The sequence below is a fragment of the Bdellovibrionales bacterium genome (assembly GCA_041662785.1).
Taxonomy (GTDB): Bacteria; Pseudomonadota; Alphaproteobacteria; order UBA9219; family UBA9219; genus UBA8914.
Genome location: JBAZRW010000007.1, coordinates 1 through 12,471 on the forward strand (window position 1 = coordinate 1; position 12,471 = coordinate 12,471).

General features: G+C 54.5%; 9 protein-coding genes. 5 read left to right on the forward strand and 4 right to left on the reverse strand.

Annotated features, from left to right (window positions below; all coding sequences use genetic code 11):
• Nucleotides 1-264: 264 nt before the first annotated feature.
• Entirely contained in the window at nt 265-3,453 is a 3,189-nt protein-coding gene (locus WC612_06150) for an AsmA-like C-terminal domain-containing protein (protein ID MFA6280356.1), read from the reverse strand.
• Between the two features lie 99 nt (nt 3,454-3,552).
• Here WC612_06150 and WC612_06155 point away from each other — a divergent pair, with 99 nt between their 5' ends.
• Nucleotides 3,553-4,509: an L-threonylcarbamoyladenylate synthase gene (locus WC612_06155; GenBank protein ID MFA6280357.1), complete on the forward strand. Its 957-nt coding sequence runs from the start codon at nt 3,553-3,555 to the stop codon at nt 4,507-4,509.
• Here the strand turns inward: WC612_06155 and WC612_06160 are convergent.
• Complete coding sequence (locus WC612_06160) at nt 4,506-5,471, reverse strand: transglycosylase SLT domain-containing protein (protein ID MFA6280358.1); 966 nt, start codon at nt 5,469-5,471, stop codon at nt 4,506-4,508. The two genes, WC612_06155 and WC612_06160, sit on opposite strands and share 4 nt — an antisense overlap.
• Before the next feature lie 206 nt (nt 5,472-5,677).
• Between WC612_06160 and WC612_06165 the strand changes: the two genes are divergently transcribed.
• The 3 genes from WC612_06165 (at nt 5,678) to WC612_06175 (ending at nt 9,437) form a co-directional block, all read left to right on the forward strand.
• On the forward strand, nt 5,678-6,304 hold the full coding sequence (locus WC612_06165) for a ribonuclease HII (GenBank protein ID MFA6280359.1): 627 nt from the start codon (nt 5,678-5,680) through the stop codon (nt 6,302-6,304).
• 233 nt (nt 6,305-6,537) lie between these two features.
• Nucleotides 6,538-7,773 (forward strand): DNA methyltransferase, encoded by a 1,236-nt coding sequence (locus WC612_06170; GenBank protein ID MFA6280360.1) that lies wholly within the window; start codon nt 6,538-6,540, stop codon nt 7,771-7,773.
• A gap of 161 nt (nt 7,774-7,934) precedes the next feature.
• Nucleotides 7,935-9,437, forward strand: a complete 1,503-nt coding sequence (locus tag WC612_06175; GenBank protein ID MFA6280361.1) for a replicative DNA helicase — start codon at nt 7,935-7,937, stop codon at nt 9,435-9,437.
• 3 nt (nt 9,438-9,440) lie between these two features.
• Here WC612_06175 and WC612_06180 read toward each other — a convergent pair whose 3' ends face one another.
• Both WC612_06180 and WC612_06185 read right to left on the reverse strand, forming a co-directional pair.
• On the reverse strand, nt 9,441-10,613 hold the full coding sequence (locus WC612_06180) for a glycosyltransferase family 2 protein (protein ID MFA6280362.1): 1,173 nt from the start codon (nt 10,611-10,613) through the stop codon (nt 9,441-9,443).
• A gap of 247 nt (nt 10,614-10,860) precedes the next feature.
• On the reverse strand, nt 10,861-11,247 hold the full coding sequence (locus WC612_06185; GenBank protein ID MFA6280363.1) for a hypothetical protein: 387 nt from the start codon (nt 11,245-11,247) through the stop codon (nt 10,861-10,863).
• 247 nt (nt 11,248-11,494) lie between these two features.
• Here WC612_06185 and ispH point away from each other — a divergent pair, with 247 nt between their 5' ends.
• A complete protein-coding gene (ispH, locus tag WC612_06190) occupies nt 11,495-12,454 on the forward strand; it encodes a 4-hydroxy-3-methylbut-2-enyl diphosphate reductase (GenBank protein ID MFA6280364.1) in 960 nt (319 codons plus the stop codon).
• Nucleotides 12,455-12,471 lie beyond the last annotated feature (17 nt).

Below are 12,471 nucleotides of genomic sequence, written 5' to 3' on the forward strand. Positions count from 1 at the left end.
AAATACATCGAGGATTGAAGAAGGATCGGCGGAGAAAAATGATCAGCTTTTTGCTCTCAAAATCGTGAATCTACCCACACCTTTTGATCATTATGCCTAAAAAGAAAACGGGATTCCCGCTTTCGCGGGAATGACGGGGTTAACGTTTGGTTTCAACCCATAACCGTCACCCCCGCCCCGTATCAAGTACGGGGCAGGCTCCAGCGGGGCCCGTTTGTTTTCTTCCTACGAGAGTCATTTCATAGGGTCGTTGGTATAAAAGCCTTAAGGCTTCTTGATCTCTTCGGTTTTGGCCCCTTGCTCTTCATCCCCCGAAAAGAAAATGTTACGCAAGATGCCGGGTGTCAACAAGGAGATGGGGTTAACGCTGACATCCATATTAGACAGAGGTCCTTTCACCGTAAAAGAAGCCGCAATCACGCCTTGTCCACTGCCGCCCGTAATCACATCGCCCAGCAAAGGGATATAGCCGATGATGCTGTTCATAAAACTAAAGGGCACAAGCGTCCCGTTTAGGTTAGCTTCGCTGGCGTCCATATTGACTCTGCCGTCCAAATTAATGCCGACCACAGAACCCGCCGCACGGACATCGCGCAAATCGACTTGATCCCCATGCCAGTGAAAATGGCCAAGCAAATGATCAAAGCTGGCGTCGCCCGTAATCAAATCCACAAAGCCAAAAGGCGACACAGCACTAAGGAGGCGCGCTAAAACAGGAAGGTCGGAAACGGTAAAGGAACTGATTTTAATTTTTCCATCGACCGCACGAGGCGCGTCAGCGCTTCCCTCGCCATTAATCTCAATCTCTCCACCCTTCACGCCATCGCTAAAGCCAAGCCCCATAAGCGCCATGCCAAAATTATCGCTTTTGAATTTAAAAAGAGCGCGTCCGTCTTTTTGCTCGAGGCGAAGGTGAACAGGCGTGCTGCCTTGCGCGACGCCCCACAAATCAATATCACGCCAGCCCTCTTGATCACGTTGTGCATGACCCGACAGGCTGGCCATAAAGCCCTTTTCGCTCGTATAGAGCTTGGTAACTTTCAGATCATAATTCTTGGGGCGTTTTACAAGGGGGGCGTTTTCTTTATCGCTGGTAAAACCGCTGATATCAAAGGCCTCGCCAGCCACCTTGATCGTCAAAGGCAAAGAAGGATCCACGGGGCTATCATAATGCACGCTTGCGTTGCTGCGCCCAACGATGAACGGGATCGCATCAAAAGAAACAAGTTGGCTCGTCGCAGCATCCAGCGACGCCGTTCCTTTGACCCGAATGCCCGTGCCTTGCAAATCAATGGATTTGAACGCAAGATTTTTGCCCTCTTCCAAATCCAGCGCAAAGGAAAATTGAGCCGCTGCGCCAGCCGATTTTTGCCACGCGATAGACTTAATTTGCACCGCGGCGGGCGTCAGGGAAACCTTGCCTTGAATCTTGGACAGCCCTTTTTGGATGTTTTGATAGTTAATCATAACGGGCGTCTCGCCTTGTACCTTGACCAGATTGCCAAGGCCGTAAAAAGCGTCCCATTGATCATTCTTCAAGCTCGCCGTGACGACCGCTTCATTGAGCGGCTTCTTGCCGTCGCTGTGGAAATTGCTTTTCCATTCCACCTTGGCCGGAACCTTGTTGAGCGCAATCCCGCCTTTAAGCCCAAAGCCATCTTTGGTGACATCAAGATCAAGATTGCCTTGCGAGAGAATAATGCCAGAAACAAGTTTCTGCGCTCCAAAGCCCTGTAGCGCGGCATTGGCCTTAACCTCGACATCTTTTAAAAGGAGCGAGTCCAACATCGGCATTTGAAGCGTCAAAACACCCTCAACCGTCCCGACACTGTCCTTGGGATCAAGGCCGACTTCCTTCGCATAACCAAGAGGCGGCGAGTCCAAAAGCGTCAGCACATTGCTAATCGGCCCCTGAATCTTGGCCGGAATAGTGATGGTCTGTATGTCCTCCTGAAAATGATCCATCACAATCGTAAAGGGCAACAGCTTGATCGGCCCTGTATGACCCGCCAGAATCTGAACGTCCATATGATCAAGATCAAACGTTGCATGGGCGAGGGCCTCATCAACCGCAGGCATGCCCTCAAGATAAGTGATGCGACCATCCTTAGCGTCGATAAAACCACCGCCTGACTCCAAGACGACATTTTCCAAATCATCAAGCTTGGCCATACCCTTGACCGTCACTTCGCCATGCGTAAAAACGCCCTTGCTCATATTGGCGGTCATCCAAAGATACGCATCAGGAATCACAGATTTAGGCCACAAAGAGCCAAACTGATCCATCGGAACGTCATCAAGCATGACCGTTGCCGAGAAGCTATTGTTTTGCTTTTTGCGCGAGTTCCACAAAGCCTCTAGCGCATTCTTAGGCGATGGCGCTTCGGCCTGTGCCGTCAAAAAGAGCTTAGGCCCTCCGAAATCGATTTCCGCGCGGGGAACCGTCAGGCCTTCCTTCTTCCTGTCATAGGCCGCCTCAAACACAAAGTGCTGCAACGAGCGCGGTTTCTCCCACAGATCAGGATAAACAAGAGTCCCCGCACCGCCCGTGATTTTGGCGTTAGCTTCCGCAATAGCCAGATCGCGATCCGTCTTGATCACAAGGCTCCCCGACACAGGGAACTCGGCGCCTTTTAAGGGGGCCAGCAAGGGATCAAACGATACAAAGGACGACAACCGAATGTCTTGAAAGGCTAAAATGACTTGATGCTGCTTTTCCTTATAGTCAAAACCATAAGTCAGCTGAACCGCCGAGGTGCGGTCTTTTTCGGACACAAGGATGGAGGCCTTCGCCTTCGTTTCTTGGTGATCATGATCCAGCGTGATTTCTGGAATCATCATATCCCATTTTTGCGTTGTCTTGAGGTCATGAAGGGACAAAACGACATCTTTAATGGCAATCTTGTGTTGCAATCGATCATTCGAAACTTCGTCGGCAATGTTCTGAAGAAAAGAAAGAACGCTGGCCGCCGAACGATCCGTTCGCCCCACCCCATCGTCATCTTGCGCGGTTCCAAAAGAAAGGACGCCATCCAGTCCTCGCACCAACCAAAAATGAGCGCGGTCAGCCGTAAACTCACTTGGCAAAATGCGGCCCCGCAAATAATGGCCAAGGGACATCTTTAAACTGGTTTTAGGAAAAGAAAGGACAGGAACCCCTTCCTTATTATTCAACTGAACGTCTTCACAGGTTAAGGTTAATGTCAGATTCTTTTCATCCCATTGCAGCGTCGAGGCCCCAACTTTGGCCGTCGTATGAGGAATAAGGCGTTCAAAAACACTTTCTATATAAGGCGTTAATCTTGTCGTCGTGACGGGATCAGCAATAAAACGCCACGCCAGCCCCACCGCCGCCAGCAAGAGAAGGAGGAACAAAAACGCCAGTAGTTTGAAGACGAAAGATAAAGCACGAGCCATGGCGCGCAGAATATCGATCCTAGGCGCGTCTGTCATGCGAAATTAAAAAAGAAGGAAAAACTGGAAAATCAAATGGTTCCATGATTTAATGCGCCTTTACGGCCCCTCGTGAATAAAGAGAATGCGACCTGTATAATGACTATCCAGCCCATCAACGAGAAAAACTTGGCCAAAGCTGCCCTCCTTATTCAAGAGGGGGGGCTTGTCGCCTTTCCCACGGAAACCGTTTACGGTCTTGGTGCGGATGCCACCAATGAAAAAGCTGTCGCCTCTATTTTTGAAGCCAAAGGCCGCCCCTCCTTCAACCCGCTGATCGTCCATGTGACGAAAAATACTGACCTCCTTCCCTATGTGGAATGGAATGATCGTGCGCGCTTGCTGGCCAAGATTTTCTGGCCAGGGCCGCTCACGTTTGTCTTGCGCCGCGCTGCGGGATCACCCATTGCCCCTTCTGTCAGTGGCAAGGGGGACACCATTGCGGTGCGCAGCCCCAACCACGCCATCGCGCAAGAACTGATCAACCGCTCTGGCTACCCCATCGCCGCGCCCAGCGCCAACGCCTCTGGCAAGCTTAGTCCCACAACAGCCGAACATGTTCTGGATTCACTTGGCGACAAGGTGGATATGATCCTTGATGGCGGCCCTACGCTTGTCGGCCTAGAATCCACCGTTTTGGATCTGACATCGGCTGTCCCTACCATTCTGCGTCCCGGATGCGTTACCAAAGAATCCCTGATAGCTTTGCTGGGCGAGGTGCAGGAGGCCAAAGCCATAACGGACGCGCCCCAAAGTCCGGGCATGCTATCAAGCCACTATGCGCCGCGCCTGCCGCTTCGTCTGAATGCTTTGTGCGCGAACGACGATGAGGCCTTTGTGACCTTTGGCCCCGATTTGTTTGTGCATAGCGGCGCGTACCGCATCAACCTTAGCCCTCGCGGTAATTTGGATGAGGCGGCGGCCAATTTGTTTTCGATGTTACGGATTGTGGATCGTGAGCCATATAAGGGCATCGCCGTCATGCCCATCCCCATGGAGGGGCTGGGCGTAGCTATCAACGACCGTTTGGCTCGCGCTGCCGCACCTAGGGATTAGACCGCCTGCGCCAACGTGGTCAGGACGGATTTTCTACGGCTCTCGTCATCGCTTCCGTCAAGGCGGCGCACTTTATCCATCGCATCCAGCCCCATCGTCTCCATATCCATCTGCGCCAGCACCATTGTCGCGAAGGGCGAGGTCGTTGTAGCGGGATGAAGAGAAACGCCGCCAGCCTTAAGGCCGCTTACGCTCGTCCCCAGACTGGCCATCGTGATGTTGGTGGCGGTATCGACATCAGCCTGCGCTTGAACCGTCGCGTTATAAGTGGGCTGAGCCGAGGCCACCGCCACAGAACTAACAGCGGGAGCCTTATCAAACTTGGCGGCAAACTTTGCGTAAATCTGGGATACGCTGCGCGGCTTGCCCGTTTCAGAATCGTAAAACACGGACCTATTCGCCGCCGCCGCTTGTGGGAGTAAATCCGCCGCGCTGGCACTGGGATTTTCCTTCATGGCGTTGAGGAACGTGCTCGCCCCACCGCTGCCCAGAAAATGCGCCATATACATTTCGGTGGAGCCAATCTTACCACCGACTTTTTTCTCCAAAGCCTCTTTATTGATGTTGGCGAGTTCAGCCGCCATGTTCGCGGCAACTTCAGGATTCGTGCGAAGCGCAAGGATCGCCTTTTTATCGGCGGCATTAGCCACCCGCGCCGTGCCGTCCGCGCCAACGGTAATTTTAGCGGCTATGTCGCCAAGGCCATACTTGTCGCCGCTGGCTTTGACCGTCTTCAGCCACGTTTGATCGATAAACTGGTAGAGGCCTGTGGCCGAGCTGCTCCCCGCTTTGGCTGTAGGGTTCAAATCGCTCTCTTGCGAGGCCTTATTCAAAAGGTAGGCAAAATCGACCCCCGACTTGGCACTTGCGGCCTTAATCGCGGCCACAACACGGGCTTTGCCGGTCGGGGCCACCGAGCCGGACTGCGCTATCATGCTGATATTATTTGCGTTGTTAACCAAGGTGGAACTCATTTAGTTATTGAAACATCTCCCCGCCCCTTCTACGTTGCAAGGGTTGTGCCAAAGATATTTGTAGACAAATCAATAAAAGAAAACGGGACTCTCGCTTTCGCGGGAGTGACGGTAAGGTGTTGGAATAGAATGCCTCTACTGTCATCCCCGCGAAAGCGGGGATCCCGTTTGTTTCTTTCTTCGCTAGGGACCAAATGCCCGACCTAACACACGAAACACTACATGGCCTATCCTTGGGCAAAATCATCTGCGGCGTGGATGAGGTTGGCCGAGGCCCCCTTGCTGGCCCCGTTGTCGCGGCGGCGGCAATCCTGCCTACCCAAGGTTTGCCGCCTGAGATCGCGTGTAAAATAAACGACAGCAAGAAGCTGTCCGAAAAACAGCGCGAGGCTTTGTTCCCCGCGCTCACCACCCTTTGCACCTATGCCGTCGCGCAGGCAAGTGTGGAGGAGATTGACAACCTCAACATCCTGCACGCCTCGCTTCTGGCCATGACGCGGGCGGTGCGCGGCCTGTCCCAAGCGCCCGACCATGCACTGATCGATGGCAACAAGCTGCCCAAAGACCTACCCTGCCCCGCCACAACGATCATCAAGGGCGACAGCAAGAGCCTGTCCATCGCGACGGCCTCGATCATCGCCAAGGTCACGCGTGATCGCCTGATGAAGGAATTGGCGCTGGCACATCCCGCCTATGGCTGGGAGCACAACGCGGGCTATGGCACGGCGGCGCATCTGGCCGCGCTGCAAACCCACGGCGTCACCATCTGGCATCGCGGCTCCTTCGCGCCTGTGGCAGCGGCAAAATTGCTAAACAAATGATTCCAATGACTCTTTGGGTCAGTTTTCGCTTGCCATCGGGGGCATTTGTGGATAACTCTTACCATCGAATGAAATTGGCGATTGTCGCTTAACCACAATCGTCATCCCGCTGAAAAGCGGGATCCAGCGCGCGGCGTCTGCCGCGCTTATGACTCATACGCGCCGTGGACACGGCGCACTGGATACCGGCCTTCGCCGGTATGACGGCCAAGAAATGACGGTTTGGACAACCAATGACTATTGGTAAGGACACAAAAATAAAACGCCATCCCAAGACCGTTTCAAAAGCTTGTGGAACAAAAGCGCCGCCCGCCAAAAAGGGCGCGGTGAAAAAGGTTGCGAAAAGCAAAATCGAACCCTCCATCGTCGCTCTGCCGCTGAACAAAATCTTGCTCGGCGAGTGTATTGAGCTTATGCGCGGGCTGCCGGATGGTTGCCTTGACGCGGTATTTGCGGATCCGCCGTACTTTCTGCAACTGGGTGGAGAGCTGCACCGCCCCGATCATTCTCTGGTCGATGCGTGCGATGACGAGTGGGACAAGTTCAGCGACTTTGCCGAATACGACCGCTTCACCTATGACTGGCTGAAAGAAGCCAAACGCCTTTTAAAACCCGATGGCGCTCTATGGGTCATCGGCAGCTATCACAACATTTTCCGCGTCGGCGCAATCTTGCAGAATCTGGGCTTCTGGATTTTGAACGACATCATTTGGTGCAAGACAAACCCCATGCCGAACTTTCGCGGCAAGCGCTTTACCAACGCGCATGAAACGCTGATCTGGGCAGCAAAATCGCAAACCGCCAAGCCCTGCTTCAACTATGAAGCGATGAAGAACATGAACGACGAAAAGCAAATGCGCAGTGATTGGAACCTGCCCATCTGCTCCGGCCATGAACGCCGCCGCGATGATGAGGGCGAGAAACTGCATCCCACGCAAAAGCCGGAATCGCTTTTATACCGCGTGATTACCTCTTCCACCAAAGTGGGCGACGTGATCCTTGATCCCTTCTTTGGCAGCGGCACGACGGGCGCGGTGGCCAAGAAACTGGAGCGCAACTTTATTGGGCTAGAGCGCGACCCGCGCTATGCCAAGTATGCCGAAAAGCGCATCGCGGAAATCCCCGCCGCACCACAGGCCGAGTTCCTTATCACCAACGCCAAGCGCGATGAGCCACGCGTGCCCTTTGGCGCGGTGCTAGAGCGCGGGCTTCTGAACGCAGGCGACACCTTGTTTGACGAACGCAACCGCTACCGCGCGCGCGTGAAGTCCGACGCGACACTGATCGCCTCTATCGCCACAGGCGAGGAAGTGCGCGGCTCCATCCACAAAGTCGGGGCAACAGTCCAAGGCCTTCCCGCCTGCAACGGCTGGACGTTCTGGTGTTTTGAAGCCGAGGGCGGCAAGCTGATCCCCATCGACCTTTTACGCCAAAAAATCCGCGCCGAAACGGCGGGGGTTGTGGGATAGAAAGTTTAGGGCCTAAACCCTATTCAGAATCTCGGATCGTCAAAAAGCCAAAGCCGAGGCGAGATTATGGGTAGGGTTTTATCCCCGTTATCCACAGGTCATTTATCCACAAGCTTTTTTTCGTTTAGGCGGACGGTTAAACCTTTGCTATGACAATGGCCATGAACGACACCATCACCTCTCTTCCCGCTTTGCGCTCTGTTTCGACGGACATGACTCAACCACGCGCCCTGCCCCATAATATCGAGGCTGAACAAGCCCTTTTGGGCGCGATCCTTGTCAACAACAACGTCTATGAAAAGGTCGGTGAGCTTTTGGCTCCTGATCAATTCTATGACCCTGTTCACCAGCGCATCTTTGATGCCATCGCGACGCTGATCCAGCGCGGTCAAATCGCCGATCCCAAAACGCTGCGTGGTTTGTTTGAAAATGACCCTGCCCTTGCCAACGTCGGCGGGGCGCATTATCTGGGCGATCTAGCGGCCAGCATTATCTCGGTCATCAACGCGCAAGACTACGCGCAGCTGATCCACGACCTACACCTTCGCCGCCAGCTGATCACGCTGGGCGAAGACATTGTCAACGACGCGTTCCAGCAAAACCTTGAAGACACCGCGCCCAAGCAAATCGAACGCGCCGAACACAGTTTGTTTGAGCTGGCGCAAACGGGCGAGCTTGATCGCGGCTTTGTTAAACTGGAAAAGTCGCTGACCGTTTCGCTGCGCCTTGCTGACGAAGCCTTTAAGCGCGACAGCCATGTGACAGGCGTCACTACAGGTCTACGCGATATGGATCGCAAGCTGGGCGGCTTTCAAAAATCCGACCTCATCATCCTTGCCGGACGCCCCTCCATGGGTAAAACGGCGCTGGCCACCAACATCGCGATTAACGCGGCGAAGGCGCATCATGACAGCAGCGGCAAGGAAGGCTCCGCCGTCGCGTTTTTCTCGCTTGAAATGTCCAGCGAGCAACTCTCCACCCGCTTGCTAGGCGACTATTCCAGCGTGCCGTCCGACAAAATCCGGCGCGGGGAGATCAAGCAAGACGACTTCAACAAGTTTCTTGAGGCCACCAAGTTCCTCTCTCGCGCGCCGCTTTATATCGACGACACACCGGGTCTGACCGTTGCGGCGCTACGCACCCGCGCCCGCCGCCTGAAGCGCCTTGTCCCCGCGCTGGGCCTTATCGTCATCGACTACCTTCAACTGCTTCACGGCATGGCGAAAGGCAGCGACAACCGCGTGCAAGAAGTCTCAGAAATCACGCGCGGTCTTAAAGGCCTTGCCAAAGAGCTGGAAGTGCCCGTTCTGGCGCTCTCACAGCTTTCAAGAGCCGTTGAATCGCGTGAGGACAAACACCCGCAGCTATCGGATTTGCGCGAGTCAGGCTCCATCGAGCAAGACGCCGACGTCGTCATGTTCGTGTACCGCGAGGAATACTACCACGCGCGTAGCGAGCCCGCTCGCCGCGCCGACGAAGGCGAAGAAAAGTTCAACACGCGCTATCAGCGCTGGATGGAGCGCGGTGAGGAAGTCCGCAACATCGCCGAAGTCCTGATCGCCAAACAGCGCCACGGCCCCATCGGAACAGTGCCCTTGCACTTCGATGGTCAGTTCACGCGCTTTAGCAATCTGGAACGCCAGTTCAACGCGGTTGAATCGTAATTTCTATTTGTGTTTGATTTCCATCACGCCCAGCAGAAAGGCTGAAAAGCCTAGCTGCAAGCTAGCGACGATGCAGGTAACAGCCACAATTAAAACGCGCATGGCATCACGGTAATCCAAAGCGCCAAAGTTAACCGCCGACCAGCGATGCGCCGCCCACAGCGCTGCGCCAACGCCAATCGCCAGCAAGACACCCGACAGCCCCAACAGATGCTCTAGTTTTAAATCCATCAGCAGCCGGTCATAGCGCGAGCGATCCGGCAGAATGCCGTTGCGATGCGCATAGGCCCGTGCCAGCACGCCGAACGTGATCGTCTGCACGCCGACAAGGATGCTCATCGCGCCGACCAGCAGCGTGTGCACGTCAAGGCCCACACCGTCCGCAATCATCATTGGCCCCGGTAAAAGGAGCGCGGCAATCAGCAGCCCCGCAACAATCAGCGCAAGACCTGAATACAAATACAGCCAACGCGGCGAGTACAGCAGCAGAAAGCGCAAATGCCGCCAGCCATCGCGCCACGGATGCAAGTGAGGCTTTCTATCCCTGCCATCAGGATAAAGCGTCACGGGAACCTCGGCTATCGTCAGGCCATGCAAAGAAGCCCTCACGATCATCTCGCTGGCATATTCCATACCAACTGTTTTGAGGTCGAGGGTTCGGATCGCTTCGCGATCAAACCCGCGCAGCCCACAATGAAAATCCCCCAAAGGTATTTTAAAAAACAGCCGCCCGATAAAGCTAAGGACAGGATTGCCAAGCCAGCGGTTCAAGCGAGGCATCGCACCCGCCTTAATCCCGCCCTTAAACCTGTTGCCAACGACCAGCTGTGTGCCGGAACGCAAAGCCTCCAACAGCGGCATAATCGCGTCGAAATCATAACTATCGTCCGCGTCGGCCATAATAACAAAGCGTCCCCGCGCCGCTGCAATTCCGCCCGCCAAGGCCGCGCCATAGCCGCGCCCAGCCACGCAGATGACCCGCGCACCAGCCCCTTGCGCCAATGCCACCGATCCGTCCTGACTGCCATTATCGGCCACGATAATCTCGCCGCGCACGCCCTGTTGCGCCAGAAAACCGTGGGCTTTTGCAAGGCAAGCAGGAAGCGTCCGCGCCTCGTTCAGGCACGGCATCACGATGGACAATTCTAAAGAATTTTCAAACAACGAATCAAACATAGGAGAAAGGATACCCTCTTTCCCTCTCAAGGGCGACACGCCTCTTATACTAACGGCCTAAAGACTGACTCTTATGGCAAGCTTTTTCCTTTAGCGTCATACCGGCGAAAGCCGGTATCCAGTGCGCCGTGTCCACGGCGCATATGAGTCATACGCGCGGCAGACGCCGCGCGCTGGATCCCGCTTTTCAGCGGGATGACGAAAGGGGGTTTGTTCGTCCATGTGTTATTCATTATAGCCGTTGGTATTACCCCGCGTTCAACGCTGGCGTTTCCTCTTCAAGGGGTTCCGTCTTGCGCCCTAGCAATCGCCTGACAATGTCTTCCGTCCAGTTGTTGTCATAGGCATGGATCATTTCTCGCTGTTCGGGGGTATAATCGCCTTGACGGCGACCATAATACGTCCGGAAAGCACGAAGCTCCTTGACCTCATACCGGATATCGTCCGACAACGCGGCACGCATCTTCTTCCTGCGATCAGCCATCCGCTCCATCTCGTCAACGACCTTATCAAGCTCCTTTTCATCAGGAGACATTAAAGCCGAAAAGAGCCTATGCGCGAACACTGGCCCACCCTCCGATGAGAATAGGCCTTCATAGAGATCCTCCTCACCAAAGCTATGATAATTGTCCATGGCCGTTCCCCTCCCTTCGCAAAAGCGCGTCACAACGCGCCACCATAAAAACGAAGAACAAAACAGATCCCATTAACTGTCGTTCATTATACCGCAAAGAGGCCCTTCACCCCAACCTTTTTCCATATAAGCCTATAGACCCGATTATCGTGATTTTCCTATTAATATCAATAAATTGTGCCCAACCTTTACTTTGAGGGGCAAGCTCACTACATTCGGCGGCTGACAGACCATAAAGGATGACCCCATGAAAGTACTTTTGGCGCAGCCTCGCGGCATTTGCGCAGGCGTTGAACGCGCAATTGAAATCGTTGAGCTCTCTTTGGCGAAGTTCGGCCCCCCCATTTATGTGCGGCACGAAATCGTTCATAACCGCCATGTCGTCAACCGCTTAGCGGCCAAAGGCGTCGTGTTTGTCGAGGAAACGGACGAAGTCCCCGAAGGCGCAGTCATCATCTTTAGCGCTCACGGCGTTTCGGAAGGCGTTGAAAAGCACGCCAAAGAACGCGGCCTTACCGTGATCGATGCGACTTGCCCGCTTGTGTCCAAGGTTCATACCGAAGGCCAGCGCTACGCCCGCACAGGCTTTGAGATTATCATGGTTGGCCATGAAGGCCATCCAGAGATTGAAGGCACGCTGGGGCGCATCCCCGCAAACGTCCATCTGATTTCAACCGTCGAGGATGTGGCCACGCTTAACGTCACAAGCCCCGACAAGCTTGCCTATATCACGCAAACGACGTTGAGCGTCGATGACACCAAGGCCGTGATTGACGCGCTGAAAGCGCGTTTCCCGAACATTGTCGGCCCAACGATCCGCGACATTTGCTATGCCACGCAAAACCGCCAAGGCGCGGTGCGTGAACTGGCCAAGCACGTCGATGTCGTCCTTGTGATCGGGGCGCATAACAGCTCAAACTCCTCGCGCCTGCGCGAACGCGCCGAAGAAGTGGGCGTTCCGGCCTATTTAATTGAAGACGCCTCGCAGCTTGATCCAGCATGGATCAAGGACAAAAACGTCGTCGGCATCACGGCGGGAGCCTCAGCCCCCGAAGATTTGATCGAAGGGTTGATCGACCGCATCAAAGAAATCGCCCCTGTCACCGAAGTTGCCGTCCATCCGGGCGTCGAAGAAAACGTCCATTTCCGCCTTCCCCTTTCGCTCACCAAAGAAGGTGGTGTGGAAGAAGAAACAGAGGCCGAATAAACTAAAACCCGTTAAAA